This window comes from Pseudoalteromonas sp. P1-16-1b (genome assembly GCF_001401785.1).
GTDB classification, from domain to species: Bacteria; Pseudomonadota; Gammaproteobacteria; order Enterobacterales; family Alteromonadaceae; genus Pseudoalteromonas; species Pseudoalteromonas undina.
This window is the reverse complement of the sequence record NZ_LKGQ01000009.1, coordinates 91,811-107,977: the sequence shown is the minus strand read 5'-3', so window position 1 is coordinate 107,977 and position 16,167 is coordinate 91,811. Positions and strand designations below refer to the sequence as shown.

14 protein-coding genes are annotated in these 16,167 nt (G+C 40.6%); 8 read left to right on the top strand and 6 right to left on the bottom strand.

Annotated elements, in window-relative coordinates; genetic code table 11:
- Positions 1-2 precede the first annotated feature (2 nt).
- Positions 3-1,127: a CsgG/HfaB family protein gene (locus AN392_RS08785; RefSeq protein ID WP_055012488.1), complete on the top strand. Its 1,125-nt coding sequence runs from the start codon at positions 3-5 to the stop codon at positions 1,125-1,127.
- A gap of 49 nt (positions 1,128-1,176) precedes the next feature.
- Here the strand turns inward: AN392_RS08785 and AN392_RS08780 are convergent, their stop codons facing one another.
- The gene (locus AN392_RS08780) at positions 1,177-1,677 is read right to left on the bottom strand and encodes a hypothetical protein (RefSeq protein ID WP_013463840.1); all 501 of its coding nucleotides are present in this window, start codon (positions 1,675-1,677) and stop codon (positions 1,177-1,179) included.
- Positions 1,661-2,413, bottom strand: coding sequence for a deoxyribose-phosphate aldolase (deoC, locus tag AN392_RS08775; RefSeq protein WP_055012487.1), 753 nt, complete (start codon positions 2,411-2,413; stop codon positions 1,661-1,663). The genes AN392_RS08780 and deoC overlap by 17 nt, the downstream gene beginning before the upstream one ends.
- 264 nt (positions 2,414-2,677) lie before the next feature.
- Between deoC and cysG the strand changes: the two genes are divergently transcribed.
- Genes cysG through cysQ form a run of 6 tightly spaced genes read left to right on the top strand, consistent with a single transcriptional unit; the run spans position 2,678 to position 9,631 of the window.
- Positions 2,678-4,099 carry a siroheme synthase CysG gene (gene cysG / locus AN392_RS08770; RefSeq protein WP_055012486.1) on the top strand — a complete coding sequence of 474 codons (1,422 nt, stop codon included), beginning with the start codon at positions 2,678-2,680 and terminating at the stop codon, positions 4,097-4,099.
- Between the two features lie 43 nt (positions 4,100-4,142).
- Complete coding sequence (gene cysD / locus AN392_RS08765) at positions 4,143-5,042, top strand: sulfate adenylyltransferase subunit CysD (protein WP_008108450.1); 900 nt, start codon at positions 4,143-4,145, stop codon at positions 5,040-5,042.
- Positions 5,042-6,466 (top strand): sulfate adenylyltransferase subunit CysN, encoded by a 1,425-nt coding sequence (gene cysN / locus AN392_RS08760; protein WP_055012485.1) that lies wholly within the window; start codon positions 5,042-5,044, stop codon positions 6,464-6,466. Before cysD ends, cysN begins: the two co-directional genes overlap by 1 nt.
- A gap of 33 nt (positions 6,467-6,499) precedes the next feature.
- On the top strand, positions 6,500-8,224 hold the full coding sequence (locus tag AN392_RS08755) for an SLC13 family permease (protein ID WP_055012484.1): 1,725 nt from the start codon (positions 6,500-6,502) through the stop codon (positions 8,222-8,224).
- 33 nt (positions 8,225-8,257) lie between these two features.
- Complete coding sequence (gene cysC / locus AN392_RS08750) at positions 8,258-8,851, top strand: adenylyl-sulfate kinase (RefSeq protein WP_055012483.1); 594 nt, start codon at positions 8,258-8,260, stop codon at positions 8,849-8,851.
- 9 nt (positions 8,852-8,860) lie between these two features.
- Positions 8,861-9,631 carry a 3'(2'),5'-bisphosphate nucleotidase CysQ gene (gene cysQ, locus AN392_RS08745; protein WP_055012482.1) on the top strand — a complete coding sequence of 257 codons (771 nt, stop codon included), beginning with the start codon at positions 8,861-8,863 and terminating at the stop codon, positions 9,629-9,631.
- A 180-nt stretch (positions 9,632-9,811) separates the two neighbouring features.
- On the opposite strand, the gene AN392_RS08740 is transcribed toward cysQ, so the two are convergent.
- Complete coding sequence (locus AN392_RS08740) at positions 9,812-12,616, bottom strand: P-loop NTPase fold protein (RefSeq protein WP_055012481.1); 2,805 nt, start codon at positions 12,614-12,616, stop codon at positions 9,812-9,814.
- A gap of 337 nt (positions 12,617-12,953) precedes the next feature.
- On the opposite strand from AN392_RS08740, the gene AN392_RS08735 reads away from it, so the two are divergent.
- Complete coding sequence (locus AN392_RS08735) at positions 12,954-14,225, top strand: aromatic amino acid transport family protein (RefSeq protein ID WP_055012480.1); 1,272 nt, start codon at positions 12,954-12,956, stop codon at positions 14,223-14,225.
- A 100-nt stretch (positions 14,226-14,325) separates the two neighbouring features.
- Here the strand turns inward: AN392_RS08735 and speD are convergent, their stop codons facing one another.
- From speD to AN392_RS08720, 3 genes are all read right to left on the bottom strand, one after another.
- Positions 14,326-15,138 (bottom strand): adenosylmethionine decarboxylase, encoded by an 813-nt coding sequence (gene speD / locus AN392_RS08730; protein WP_010392088.1) that lies wholly within the window; start codon positions 15,136-15,138, stop codon positions 14,326-14,328.
- 87 nt (positions 15,139-15,225) lie between these two features.
- Positions 15,226-15,639: an OsmC family protein gene (locus AN392_RS08725; RefSeq protein WP_010392086.1), complete on the bottom strand. Its 414-nt coding sequence runs from the start codon at positions 15,637-15,639 to the stop codon at positions 15,226-15,228.
- 102 nt (positions 15,640-15,741) lie between these two features.
- Positions 15,742-16,080 (bottom strand): DUF3802 family protein, encoded by a 339-nt coding sequence (locus AN392_RS08720; RefSeq protein ID WP_010392083.1) that lies wholly within the window; start codon positions 16,078-16,080, stop codon positions 15,742-15,744.
- Positions 16,081-16,167: the final 87 nt, after the last annotated feature.

The window sequence follows — 16,167 nt, the reverse complement described above, 5'->3', positions numbered from 1 at the left end:
CTATGCTCTCATCAATACAAAAAACGCTACTTGCCACAGCATTAATAACGAGCTTAAGCGCATGTCAAAGCACTTCAACCAATGTCACTTCAAATAAAAATTCACCTGACATTAATGAAGTAAGTAAACAAAAATACAATGGTCCTAAAGCACGTATCGCCGTGGCACGTTTCACTGATAAGTCAAATAACTCAAGATGGTGGCGAAAAGAAATTGGTGAAGGTATGGCAGATCAACTTACCACCGCACTTGTTGGCACTAATCGCTTTATTGTATTGGAGCGCCAAGCACTAGACGCTGTGCTTTCGGAGCAAGATTTAGCAGTATCAGGCAGAGTGAGTGCACAATCTGGGGCTGCATATGGCGAAATTGAAGGCGCTGAGATTGTAGTCGTTGCAGCGGTTACCGAGTTTGATGATGACAGTTCAGGTGCAAGTGTTGGTTCGGGCGGTTTTATTGGTGATGTGTTTAGCTCTGTTTCTGCTGGCTTTTCTGGATCGCATATGGCTATTGACCTAAGGTTAATTGATACGCGCACTTCACGTATTTTAGCTGCAACTAGTGTTGAAGGCGGTAGTAAAGATTTTAACTTTACCAGCGCAGCAACAAACTTTGGTGGCGCATTGGTTGGAGGGAGTCTTAGTGGTTGGTCAGATACACCAAAAGAAAAAGCACTACGTGAAGTAATAATTAAAGCCGTTGAGTTTTTAGAAACTAAAATCCCAGACACCTATTATCGCTATAACCAAAACAACACGCTTGCTGCAGGCTATACAGCACCACCACCGCCAAAGGTAGCTAGTAAAAAAGCAGCACCTGCTGCTGTCGATGTGCCGAATCATAGAATGCCACATTATGAAAAAATGGACTTAGCAATGTCTCGTATGAACTTGGTTTGCTTAGGCTATTTAAAAAACCAACCTAATTATGAAGAATTTGAGACTGAAGACGTAAAATACGACCGTCAAACTGTATTAGCACTACGCGAATATCAACAAGAAAAGAGCTTGAAAGTAACAGGCCTTGCCGATGAAACAACAAAGAAATCTTTAGATGACTCAAAATGTTTAGCAAAAACTCAACAGTCAGGGCTAGAAAGCTTAGGCAGCATGTTTCAATTTAACTAAGCAACACAATTCATTTAAATCAAAAAAAGCGGCTATCCCCTAGTCGCTTTTAATCCACTCGTAATAACTCACCGCGATAAAAATCACACAATAACCATATTTGTTCAAATTGATGGGTATTTGGAAAACATACTTTTTTGACTGCCGCTTCAAAGTCGCTCTTATGCCAAATGGTACTGGCGTTACGAATTAACAACCACGTACGCTTTGAATAATAACGCTTAGTCGCTTTTTGTTTTAATAAGCGCTCCAACGCTGATTGCAACCGGTGTTCGCTTGGTTGTTGCGCCATGTCAGCTAAATCACGCTGCATTTGTATCGACAGTGGCCGGCCTAACACGGCCATGGCTTCCGTTTCACTGGCGTATAAATGCGCCACTTCTATATCGAGCTGCTGATTTTCTTGATAACAGCTTACATCGGGTCTGTTCGGTTCATTGTGCCAAATATGGCGCATATGAATTCCCGTTTGCTGTTCATAACATCGCAAAAACAACTTGGCCGCATCGTGCTCTAATTGTTGTTTTTCGGCATCACTGCTGCGCTTCATTCAACACCTTATAAACGTCATTTAACAGCGATGAAGCGCCAAACCTAAATGTATCTGGTGCTAAATAGTCATGCCCCATAATCTCGGTTGCTAGTTGCAAATAAGCATTTGCATCTACTGTGGTTTTGACTCCACCTGCAGCCTTAAAGCCAACTGTTTTTGATGACTTTTTGATGGTATTAAGCATAATTTCAGTTGCTTCAAGCGTGGCATTAACCGCGACTTTACCGGTGCTGGTTTTTACAAAATCAGCCCCGCCTTGAATAGCAAGCTCGGTTGCTTGAGCAATAAGTGCAGGTGTTTTTAGCTCACCGCTTTCAATAATCACTTTAAGTTTAGCGCGACTACCACATGCTTTTTTACTTTCACTCACGTATTCCAGCACGGTATCGGCTTCGCCTTTTATAAGCGCTTTATAAGGAATGACCAAGTCAATTTCATCGGCCCCGCGTTCTATGGCTATTAATGTTTCATTAAGCACTTCATTAAGTGGCGCCTCACCTGTGGGAAAGTTGGTTACTGTGGCCACTTTTACATGACTCAATAATCGATTAGCGAGCGCTATTTTTGCATCATCTACAAATTCACTAAACACACAAACTGCAGCGGGTATGCCTAACTTAGGATCAATACTGTTTACTAATGCATTAATACTAGCTTGATTATCATCGGTGTTTAAACTGGTTAAATCCATTAAACTAACAACTAGCATGGCGTTTTGAGTATTATTTGTCATTTTATGCCCATGAAATTTTAAAAACCTTAAACTATATAAGCATCATAGCTTAACCTTGCTATAGCTCATAACCAAACACTATAAGCGCGTTTTTTATACTAAATAGCACTCTAACCCTTACTAAATAAGATTTAGACCTAAAAAACATAGTTTATATAACTTTTGAGTATATCAACTAAGATTTAATTATTTTTTACTTATCAATAGCCGCTATATTCTGCCTGTGTATTAAACACTTTATTATCTTTTTAGGGGCGTTACTCAGTGCAATATTTACCTATCTTTACCAAACTCGACAACAAGCCAGTATTGGTGGTTGGCGGTGGAGAAGTTGCCTTGCGAAAATGCCGCGCGTTCTTAAAAGCGCGTGCTGCAGTAACCTTAGTTGCCCCGTGGTTTTGTGATGAATTAAAAGAACATGCGCACAGCAATGAAGTTACTTTAATAGATGCCTATTTTGAAGAGTCACACCTTGATGGCAAAATTTTGATCATTGCCGCCACCGACAATGATGAAGTTAATAATACGGTTTTTGAACTCGCCAATGCACGTAATGTGTTTGTGAACGTGGTGGATGATCAACCTAAATGTACGTTTATTTTTCCCTCTATTGTTGATCGCAACCCAATTACCATTGCGATTTCAAGTGCAGGTACCGCACCGGTATTAGCAAGACGTTTACGTGAAAAGCTCGAAACACTTATCCCGCAACACATTGGTCCACTCGCCAACTTAGTTGGTGGCTTTCGCCATAAAGTAAAACAGCGCTTTAAACACTTTGCCGATCGTCGCCAGTTTTGGGAAGGCGTGTTTGATTCATCGGTAGTGAGTAAAGTCCAAACCGGTAATACCCATGGCGCTGAACAACAACTAGAGAAAATGCTAGATGCCAAAGTAGAGCCAGAAGGTGAAGTATACGTAGTGGGTGCAGGCCCTGGGGATCCAGAGTTACTCACCCTAAAAGCATTGCAGCTAATGCAACAAGCCGACGTGGTGGTATATGATTATTTAGTTTCCGACGAAATTATGGAATTAGTACGCCGCGATGCCGATTTAATTTGTGTGGGTAAGCGCTTAGGCGATCATAGCGTAGCCCAAGAAGACACTAACCAGATGCTAGTTGATTTAGCGCAACAAGGTAAAAAAGTATGTCGTATTAAAGGCGGCGACCCATTTATTTATGGTCGTGGTGGCGAAGAAGTACAAGTACTGGCAGCCAATAACGTAAATTACCAAATAGTGCCAGGTATAACGGCGGCCGCAGGCTGTAGTGCCTATGCAGGTATTCCTTTAACGCATCGCGATCATGCTCAAGCTATTCAATTTGTTACTGGTCACTGTAAAAAGGAAGGCCAAGAGCTTAATTGGCAGTCGCTTGCACAAAAAAACCAAACACTGGCTATTTATATGGGGGTGATTAAATCGCCGCATATTCAAGCCGAGCTATTAAAACATGGGCGAGAAGCAACAACACCAGTGGCAATTATTGAAAACGGCACACGTAAAAATCAACGCGTAGTTACCGGACAGTTAGGCCAATTAGCGCAGCTCATTGAGCAGCATCAAATAATTTCGCCCGCGTTACTCATTATAGGTGAAGTGGCCTCACTACATGACCAATTACACTGGTTTGGTGAAAAAGCGCAGATCAGTAGCTTTGCTCAACCACTGACAGACGTAGCGTAATTTAACAGATTTTAATTTAATCATTTTAGTAGGACGACCAACAATGGCTTTAACTCACCTTCAGCAACTTGAAGCTGAAAGTATCAAAATCATGCGCGAAGTCGCCGCTGAGTTTGAGAACCCAGTTATGCTTTACTCAATCGGTAAAGACTCATCGGTACTTTTGCATTTAGCTCGTAAAGCATTTTACCCTGCGAAAATTCCGTTTCCGTTATTACACGTAGACACCAACTGGAAGTTTCGTGAAATGATTGAGTTTCGCGACCGTTTAGCTAAAGAGTACGGCTTTGATTTAATCGTACACAAAAACCCTGAAGGTATCGAAATGGGTGTAGGCCCATTCACGCATGGTTCGGGTAAGCATACCGACATAATGAAAACTCAAGGGCTAAAGCAAGCGCTTAATAAATACGGTTTTGATGCCGCATTTGGTGGCGCACGTCGTGATGAAGAGAAATCACGGGCTAAAGAGCGTGTTTACTCATTTCGTGATAAACACCATCGCTGGGATCCTAAAAACCAACGTCCTGAGCTTTGGAATACCTATAACAGCCAAGTGAACCCAGGAGAAAGCATTCGTGTATTCCCACTGTCTAACTGGACTGAACTAGATATTTGGCAATACATATATCAAGAAAACATCGAAATGGTGCCACTTTACCTTGCTAAAGAGCGCCCTGTAGTAGAGCGCGATGGTACTTTAATTATGGTTGATGACGATCGCATGCCACTTAATGAAGGTGAAGTACCGCAAATGAAGTCGGTTCGCTTTAGAACATTAGGCTGTTACCCACTCACAGGTGCAGTGGAATCTACCGCCAGCAATCTAACCGAAATTATTGAAGAAATGCTGCTTTCATCGTCATCTGAACGTGAAGGTCGAGTGATTGATCATGATTCAGCAGGCTCTATGGAGAAGAAAAAACGTGAGGGGTATTTCTAATGTCTAACCTAAATAACGATACATTTAATGAAGTAAAAGAAATTGGTATAGACGCTTACCTAGCACGTCAACAAGATAAAAGCTTATTGCGTATGCTGACTTGTGGCAGTGTGGATGACGGTAAATCAACCCTCATTGGCCGCCTATTACACGATAGTCACCAAATTTATGAAGATCAGCTAGCCGCGCTTCATAAAGATAACGAAAAAGTGGGTAACGCCGGTGAAGAGCTTGATTTAGCACTGTTAGTTGATGGTCTACAAGCTGAGCGTGAGCAAGGAATAACAATTGACGTAGCGTACCGTTATTTCTCAACCGCTAAGCGTAAGTTTATTATAGCCGACACCCCAGGGCATGAGCAGTATACCCGAAACATGGTTACTGGCGCTTCAACTAGTGATGTTGCCATTATTTTAGTGGATGCGCGCTATGGCGTGCAGGTACAAACTAAGCGTCATAGCTTTATTTGTGACTCATTAGGCATTAAGCAGTTCGTGGTTGCGGTTAACAAAATGGACATTGTTTATTTTGATGAAACCGTTTACGAAAAAATTAAAGCCGATTATTTAAAGTTTGCCGAGCAACTTAACGTATCAAACATTAAGTTTGTGCCTATGTCGGCGCTTAAAGGCGATAACGTAGTAACTCGCTCTGCGCACACTCCTTATTACACTGACAAGCCGTTGCTTGAGCTGTTAGAAGATTCACCAGCCGCTGAAATCGACACCGGTTTTGAAGCGCGTCTTCCGGTGCAATACGTGGTACGCCCTAATCTAAACTTCCGTGGTTTTCAAGGCACGCTGACATCAGGTAAATTACGTGTAGGTGATGAAGTAAAGGTACTGCCATCAGGTAAAACATCACATATTAAAGAAATTGTTACTTTTGATGGCAACCTAGATACTGCACAAGCTGGCCAAGCAATTACGGTTACTCTTAATACTGAAATAGATATTAGCCGAGGAGACGTTATTGTGCCTGCAAATTCGCAAGCTCAAGTAACCAACCAATTACAGGCTAAGATTGTGTGGATGCACGAGTCGCCATTGGTGCTTGGTAAAAGCTACAACCTTAAACTTGGCAGCAAAAACACCTCGGCCACGGTCACAAAAATTGATCACACAATTGATGTAAACACGCTAGAGCATGGCAGTGCAGATTCATTGCAGTTAAACGAAATTGCGATTGTGACACTGGAGCTGACCGAGACTATTTTAGCCGACCAGTACCATCATAATCATGAAACCGGTTCGTTTATTCTTATTGACCGCTTATCAAACTTAACGGTTGCAGCAGGAATGATAGAACAGGTACTGCAAAGTGAAGAAAACGCAGGACAATTCAGCGACTTTGAAGTTGAATTTAACGCCCTCGTACGCAAGCACTTCCCGCATTGGCAAGCGCTTGATATTTCAAAGCTATAACGTTAATGAACGCCTGTTAGGAACATTTAAAGCATGGTAGAACAGCTCATTTTAACAGGCATTATGTTGCTTTTAGTCGGGTGCCTTTTTGGCACCCGCATTAATCCTGCATGGTTATTTGTAAGTGCCATAGGCACAAGCTATCTAACTGGGTTAATAGATTTAGAAAGCATGCTGGTTAATTACACTAACTCATCATTAATTACTTTAGTGTTATTAATTTTAGTGTCGATAGCGATAGAAAAAACTACGCTTATTCAGCGTTTAGCCAAATCGTTATCCAATGGTAGTTTAGTTAAGTCAGTAACTAAATTAGGGCTATCTACCGCCTTTTTATCGTCGTTTACTAATAATACCGCGGTAGTTGCCTCATTAATTACCGCCATAAAGGATAACCCAAACCACTCTCCCTCAAAGCTATTGCTGCCCTTGTCGTACACCGCGATTTTAGGGGGTACTATTACGCTTATTGGCACCTCTACTAACTTAATCGTAAATGGCTTTGCAGTAGATGCGGGCATGGCGCCACTGGGCTTTTTTGATTTTACCTTAGTGGGTTTGGGCGCACTTAGTGTGGGCTTAATTACTATTTTGGTGATGCTAAAATGCCTGCCCGACAACGGTAAAAATAGCCAAGAGGTGGTGCCTTTTTATCTAGAAGGGAAAGTGCAAACTGGCTCAAAGTTAATAAATCGTACTGTAGAAGAAAATGGTTTACGCGATTTAAAAGACTTGTTTTTGGCTGAAATTATTCGTGATGGCAACCGTATTTGCGCCGTGACCCCCCAACATATTATTCAACAAGACGACATACTGCTGTTTGTGGGCGACATAAAGTCAGTGCCTTTGCTTACTCGCTTTGATGGCTTAAAAGTGGTGCACGACAAACACGAAAAAGACATTGAACACCTCGTTGAAGTTGTGGTTAGTCAGTCGTCTAAATTAATTGGCAAAACGGTAAAAGAAGCCCGCTTTAGAGAGCAATTTCATGCGGCCGTTATTGCTATCCGCCGTGGGCATGACCGTTTACAAGGCGGGCTTGGGCAAGTGCGATTACAAGCGGGTGATTCACTCATTCTCGCCCCTGGTAAAAGCTTTTATGACTTAACTAACTTAAAACGCGAGTTTGTGTATATTTCAGGGCTTGATTTACAAACCCACCTCAGTGCAAAGCAATCAAATATTGTATTGTTAAGCTTTGCGGGTGTACTGGGATTAAGTATTTTAGGTGCAGTACCGCTGGTTAAAGGCTTGTTAGTGTTACTTATTGGCCTAATGCTGTGTGGTACTATCAAACTAAGCGAAATAAAGCGCCGCTTTCCTATTGAGTTACTTGCTGTCGTGGGCAGTGCTATAGGTTTAGCTAAGCTGATGATAGGCACCGGCCTTGCCGGGCAAATATCAGACGCCATGTTTGTAGTGCTGGGCGACTTTGGCCCTTATGGCGCGTTTATCGCTATCTTTTTAATGACCGTATTATTTACCGAATTAATCACTAATAATGCTGCTGCAGCGCTATCGTTTCCGGTTGCCTACTCACTAGCCATTGGCTTTAACGTAGAACCTTTGCCGTTTATTATGGCAGTTGCATTTGGCGCTTCAGCCAGCTTTATTTCACCTTTTGGTTATCAAACTAATCTAATGGTTTATAGCGCGGGTAACTACCGACTAAAAGACTATGTAATGATGGGGCTACCGCTTTCTATTATTTATTCAATTACCGTACTGACTTTGATCCCGCTGGTATTTCCGTTTTAATGCCCGCGCTTATAGCATAAAGAGACACAGCAAATGGATAACAATATTGTTTGGCATAATTACGCCACCACTAAAATGCAGCGCAGTGAACAAAAAAAGCATAAGAGCGCTATTTTATGGTTTACTGGTTTTTCTGGCTCAGGTAAAAGTACCGTTGCGAATGCACTAGAAGCAGCACTCAATCAGCAAGGTGCGCACACGTACCTACTTGATGGCGACAATGTACGCCATGGTTTATGTAAAGATTTAGGCTTTAGTGATGCAGATCGCGTTGAAAATATCCGCCGCGTAGGCGAAACCGCCAAGCTAATGGTTGACGCTGGTTTGTTAGTCCTTACTGCGTTTATATCTCCTTTTAAAGCTGAGCGCGACATGGTTCGTGAGTTAGTTGATGAGGGTGAATTTATCGAGGTATTCATCGACACCCCTCTTGAGGTGTGTGAAAGTCGCGACCCAAAAGGCTTATATAAAAAGGCGCGCGCTGGTGAAATTAAACACTTTACCGGGATTGATTCAACTTACCAGCCGCCGGTTAATCCTGAAATAATTTTAGATACCAGTAAAAACACCCTAGACCAATCGGTAGCTCAACTGATAACGTATCTAAAACATCAGCATATACTATAGGCCCATCTAATGAACCAAACTGAACTGCTAGAAGAAACCCTTATTCTCGCTCGCGAAGCGGGAAGCGCGATTATGGGTATTTACAACAAAGACTTCAACGTTGAATACAAAGCTGATGAAAGCCCCGTAACAGACGCCGACTTAGCAGCTCATAAAATCATTAGTGCAGGGCTCAAAAAGCTCACTCCCGATATTCCTGTATTGAGTGAAGAAAGTGCCGACATTGGTTGGGACGTACGCCAAACATGGAACAGCTATTGGCTGGTTGACCCAATTGATGGCACCAAAGAATTTATTAAAAAGAACGGTGAATTTACCGTTAATATTGCCCTAATCGAAAATGGCAAACCAGTTTTAGCTGTGGTTGATGCCCCTGCGCTAGGTGTATCGTACATAGCCGCCGAAGCCATTGGTGCTTTTAAAGACAAAGGCGATGAGCGCATCGAGCTTAAAGTCACCACTAAGCCTAACAAAGGGCTTATTCGTGTTGTAGGCAGTCGCTCGCACCCCTCCCCTGATTTAGCTGAATTTGTAAAACGCTTTGATGAGGTTGAAATGGTGTCAAAAGGCAGTTCACTGAAACTGTGTTTAGTCGCCGAAGGCAGTGCTGATATTTACCCCCGCTTGGGCCCAACCTGTGAATGGGATACCGGAGCAGGCCATGCCATTGCCGAAATAGCCGGAGCAAAAGTCACTCAACTTGATGGCAGCCCGCTTGTATACAACACCAAAGATGAATACTTAAACCCGTATTTTGTAGTGAGTGTGATAGAAGAGTAAGAGCTTTCAGCTGTAAGGTAGGCTGGGTAGAGCGAAGCGAAACCCAGCATGTTTAAGGAAGAAGCGGTAAGTTATAAGCCTAGCACTTCACTCGTCGGAGTTGGCTTCAGCCACGAAAAATCCTGCTCTGTATTCTATTTGAAAAAACAATTTCACCACACATCATACTTAGTCTATTCACTACACAGTAGGACTGTGCTCATTATTAGTAGTTAAGTTTTCTATTGCTAAACCAGTAGTTCTATTATTTCCTTGATTATCTTTAAGCTCTGCAAGTATCTGTAAAATATCTTCCCTCTGCTCAGGTGAAAGCTCCACGAATTTTTTTTGCACATGCCCTGTTTGTATATGATTTGACGTTGTAGCATTTATTAAATACTTAAAAACTCGAGTATTTTTATTATTGATTACAATTTCCAATAGATTTTTCATGAGCCTATCGGAAAAATTAAATTCACCATCGGCTAACTGCGCAAAAGTTATAAACCTTAGGCACACGTAAAAAGATTTTTCAGACAATTTATGTGCGTTTTCACTTAGAAAATTAACTATATTAACGCCTTGAAAAATGTCATTACTATAGCTTGCGGCTTCCCTTCTATCTACTTCATCCTTAATGTCCCTATAATGTCCATTCTCATCTCTTATTTTGGTTTTTCCTTCAAAATTTCGCTGCAATCTTTCCAATTGCCGCTCAAGCAACTTCTCTCCACTTTCTAAGTTTGCTAGCTTGTATAAAACCCTTACCAAATTACCACTATCAATGGTTTGCTTTGTATATTCCTCAAAAAGGCCGTCGGTCAAAAAGCCATTTTTATCTTTTCCAATATGCTCTAAAACATCAAAAACTATTTGTTCAACCCTATTTTGGTACTTATTATCAGTAAAAAGTATCCGGCCAAAACGCTCAAATGCCTCTTGCCAACGATAATCACTACAAATCTTTTTTGCTAATTCCTGCGTTGATAAGGATTTTATGGAATCAATAACAATCTGATCCTTGAGCTCATTTTCAGGAACTGTTTCCAGTAAAATACGTTTTAAATAGTCAACAGTGTCTGGTTTTATACCTAAATGTTGCTCACCACTACCTTTATTGCTTTTAAAACCATTTCCGCTTTTATCAGTTATATCTTCCTTAAGGTTTAACAGTTCCTTAAAAAGTGCATTATATAGATGAACCGCATCACCATTTTTAAAATCAGCTATCAATTCGAAGAGAATTTCGTTAACTGTTCTTTGCTTGCCATCTTCTATTTTTGCTATTGGTAACGACTTCCCATTAACTAAGCTTGTGTATGAATTTACAAAAGCATTAAATAACGCTGGCTCAGCTTCACGTAAGGTAGCTAGTAATAACAAAGCTCCAAAATCAACTTCCCCTAATAATTTATTTTTAGTCCAACATCTATTTACACGTCGCATAACGCGTTTCAACATCCGAATTGAGTCTATAAAATTATTAGAAATAGTTACTGGTTGATAACGATTTCCATGAAAGGCTAGTGGGAATACTTTAAAGTACTGCTCAGCACTACCTATGAATGAATGTGGTAATAACATATTATTTTCAAAGACTTTCTCTGAACATAATTTTGCCCAAATAAGCAGCTTTTTCTTGGAGTCGTGGTGAGCTATTGTCTCTACATGGTCAGCTAACTTATTTTGTATCTCAATATAAAGAGACTTTGTATTACCCATTGCGATGATAAAGTTTATTTGACTGAGTTTTCTATCTTTTAATCTATCCAATAATGCTGCTATATCACTTAGGCGTTTTTCATTTTCATCACCGGTGCCGCGATCTACGTCTTGTAGGGTGATCAGTAATTTGTGGTTGGTTGTTTCAAGTACCGCATTAAGCTTTTGAAAGTTTTTCTCAATATCAATTGGGCCTGCGAGTAACGTTGAAGCAAATTGAAATACGCTACCGCCTGATTTTAAGGCTTCGGTATAATGCTTAGGTAGCGCACGAAAGACGCACATGTCTAAGTGCTGGCTGATATCGTCGATAATATGGCTAAGTACAACATGTGCAACACTGCCACTTGCTGCACCCCACGTTGAAATATCACTGTGTATCCAGGCCCCACCTTGCTTAGGGCTGTTTGCTAGCTCACTTGCAATACTGTCAACTATACTACTTTTTCCGCATCCAAATGGCCCACATAATGCAATGTGTTGTGCTCCCCTTTTCTCATATCCTTCTTTATCGCCGCCTGTTCGCAGCCGCTCAGTAATGCGTGCGGCATAAACCTGCAAGTCAGGCTCTAATTGTTCTATGTTTTTAATAGTGGAATCGTCTTTAAACCATTTTCGAAAATTTTCTAAGCTCTCAAGCGTTAATTCAGCTTCTTGTTTTGATTCGACTTTCGACTCTGCGCTAGATGCTTTTAGCTGCTCACATAGCAAATATACCGACATTGCCAAATAAGCAACGGCTATACAAAAGAACACCCAGAATGCTTGCTCTGCTCCAGCTAAGCTTATTGCTGAGAATATATAAAATACTGATACCGCGCACAGTACCGCTGAAAATACTGGTTTTTCTGTGTACAGCTTAGTTTGATAGATAATAGTCGCTGCAGCAGCTAAAAAACTCAGTGACAGAAACTTAAAACTTACAAAGGCATGAGCCATCAGTTGTTCTTCTATTTCATTGTTAGTTACATACACATAAACAACAATGAAAAATAATCCAAACAATACACTCATTGTCACGGGCGGATATCGCCAATTGAAACCAATGCTGCGTTTGGCGTGAGATATGTAGAACTTATCCAGCAGTAGCTTTATGCCAATACCGGCTAAAAATGCAAAACTATAATGCAGTGCAGAGTTGGTATATAAAATACTACTCAAATTGGTGTAGGTTGTTTGCACAAAAGCGACTTTGCTTAAAAATATAACGAGAGAGGTAGCCGTTATTGCACACAATAAAAGTGATAGCCAACGCTGAAATGGAATAGGAAGAGACTGCGACAATTTAATATCCTTATCAATAAAGTAACATCATTAGTGTACAGTAAACACCCAAAAGCCAATACTCTATAGGAGGAAATAATAAACACGGTGCTGAAACGAATAAAAAGCATTTATGAGTATGTTCCGCCTTTCATACCAATCATGCTGATTATTCACGCATTTCGCAGCATATTCCTGCACTAATTGCGCAGCTTTTAAACACTGTTTCATATTCGTGACAGTCAGTAACTAATACGCTACAACAAATTTATATCCAAGACATAAAAACACATGAAATGTGTGGTTAAAAACTATATTCTTCGGCGCAATTATTATGATAAATAATGGATATACACACATGACAACATCTCAAGGTGCAACGCTTTCAAATGCACCAGCACAAGACGCACACACGTCTAAATCAAAATGGAACCTGCATGATACGCAGTGGACACTTAGCCTTTTTGGCACCGCAGTGGGTGCTGGTATTTTATTTTTACCGATTAATATTGGTATTGGTGGTTTTTGGCCGCTGATTATTATGGCGTGTTTAGCCTTTCCTATGACCTTTTTAGCGCACCGTGGTTTGGCGCGTTTTGTATTATCATCAAAAAATAAAGAGGCTGATTTTACCGATGTGGTAGAAGAACACTTTGGCGTAAACGCGGGCCGACTGATCTCCTTGTTATACTTTTTATCAATTTTTCCTATTTTGCTCATTTACGGTGTGGGTTTAACCAATACGGTAGACAGCTTTATGGTCAATCAATTAGGAATGGAGTCGCCGTCACGCGTTGTGCTTTCAGGTGTACTTGTTGCTGTTATGATTGGCTTAATGATGGGCGGTGAACGCTTAATGCTGCGCGCCTTTGCTATTTTAGTGTACCCGCTAGTGGGTATTTTATTCTTTTTGTCTTTGTATTTAATCCCAAGCTGGCAAATGCCCGATACAACTATGCCTGGGCTAGGTAGCTTTAGTAAAACACTTTGGTTATCGATTCCTATTATTGTGTTTTCATTTAGCCATGCAGCGGCTATTTCAAGCTTTGTTAATAAACAACGCAGCCACTATGGTGACCTAGCAACCTCTAAGTCAGAGGCGATTTTAAAGCGCACTAGCTTATTATTGATTACCTTTGTTTTGTTATTTGTTTTCTCATGCGTGTTATCGCTTACCGGTGACCAAATGGCTGAAGCAAAAGCGGCAAACGTCTCTGTTTTATCTTACTTGGCTAATATTACAGAAAACTCATTCATTGCAACGCTGGGACCTTTGGTTGCCTTTATTGCGATTATGTCGTCGTTTTTAGGTCACTTTTTAGGGGCACGCGAAAGCTTTACTGGGTTAGTGACTAAACACTCAAGCATGAGGCCTAAAGTGGCTGACAAAGTGGGTGCGGTACTGATGTTTTTCGCTATTTGGTTCTGCGCGGTTAAAAACCCAAGCATACTAGATATGATGGATCAGTTATCAGGCCCAATCATTGCGATGATTTTATTCATTATGCCAATGATTGCAGTTTACAAAGTGCCTAGCTTACAAAAGTACCGTAATCGTTTAAGTACCTTATTTGTACTAGCTGTCGGTTCATTAGCAGTGTGTGCGTTACTGTACAGCATGCTTAGCTAAGTAAGTATTTATTACAAAAGCCCAGCTCATTTACTTGAGCTTTCTCAGACATACAAAAATGGCGCTCAATGAGCGCCATTTTTATTTAATGCAATTGGTATTACTCTGTATCTGGCAGGTTACGGCCATAGAATATTTCTTGCATTTCACGTGTTAGTTTTGAGCGAATCTCTTCTTCTTCGTCATCTGACAAATCATCAGTAGATAAACCAAATAAATACGTATTTAAATCGGTCTCTTTTAACATCATTTTGGTATGGAACAGGTTTTCTTGATACACGTTCACGTCCATCATTTGGTACGCTTCTTTGGTATCTTCTGTCATGAAGTTTTGAATCGAATTAATTGCATGGTCAATGTAATGTTTAACGCCGTTTACATCACGGGTAAAACCACGTACGCGGTAATCAATCGTTACCACATCAGACTCAAGACTATGGATTAAGAAGTTTAACGCTTTAAGCGGCGAAATAATGCCACAGGTTGATACTTCAATATCCGCACGGAAAGTACAAATACCATCATCTGGGTGTGCTTCAGGATATGTGTGAACACAAATGTGGCTTTTATCAAGGTGTGCAACCACTGAGTCAGGTAATGGCCCTGGCGCTTCGTCAGCATCATAGTTTTGCTGCTCTTCTACAGGCTCTTCTGAAACTAAAATAGTTACACTGGCACCTTGTGGCTCATAATCTTGACGTGCAACATTTAAAATATTGGCACCAATAATATCAACCACATCACCTAAAATGTCGGTTAGTCTATCTGCACTATACTGCTCATCGATATATTCTATATATTCTTTACGTTGCTGCTCTGTTTTTGCATAGCAAATATCGTAAATACTAAAGCTTAGGCTTTTAGTTAAATTATTAAAGCCATGAAGTTTAAGTTTATCGAAGGGTTTGTTCATATAAACCAACCTATAAATTAGTGAAATCTGCACCTGCAGAATGAAAAGTTCGCGGATTTTATACGAATTTCACTCACGGAAAAAGCGTTATTTTTCCTGATCTTCAACAACTTCATGGCTGTGGGTAATTTCTACTGTTTTATCAAGCATTAATGCAACTGAGCAATACTTTTCGGCAGAAAGCGAAACCGCTCGCTCTAGGTGTTTTTCAGACACATTCTTACCAGTTACAACAAAGTGTAAATTAATTTTAGTGAACACGCGCGGGGCTGTTTCTGCTCGTTCAGCAGTTAATTGCACATCAACGGATGAGAAGTCTTGCTTGGTTTTTTTTAAAATACTTACCACATCAACCGATGAACAGCCACCGACAGACATAAGCACCATTTCCATTGGGCTTGGTGCTGCTCCGTCACTACCCGCATCAAATACCACATTATGATTACTATTAGAGCGGCCTATATAGGTATTACCTTCAACCCATTTTACATTTGCTTGCATTGTTTTATCTCATTAGTTTAATTTTGTATTCATTACACGCAGGCTCTCACGCGCATTTAAAATTAAATAGCGAATAAAGCGTGGTTTTTAAAGGGGGAACAATTAATTAATAGCGTTATCAAATAAGTTTTTAACTAGCCCAGCAAATTCATCAATAAAAGCATGCTGTTCTACTGTAACAGTGTGAGAGGTCACACTACTCAGCACTTCTTGTAAATCGTAAACAATGCCATCAACCTCGCGCACAATTTGACTGCGCTGCTCTGTAGAAAGGTCTGGGTGTTGTTGACAAATGCGTATGACATTTTCGGCAATTACATCTTCAATTAACTCAATAACGGTTGGCGCACCTGGCTTTATTTCGCCTGGTTTTTCAAACAACGCTAAGTTCTGAGTTAGGTACATTATTAAGTCATCGTACCCTTGCCTGTTTAAAACCATCGTTTATTTACCTCAAAAATACTGATTGCTTAATTTAAGCAGAAAGCACTAATAATTGCTAGCTTTGTGGGATTGCAATACAAAAAA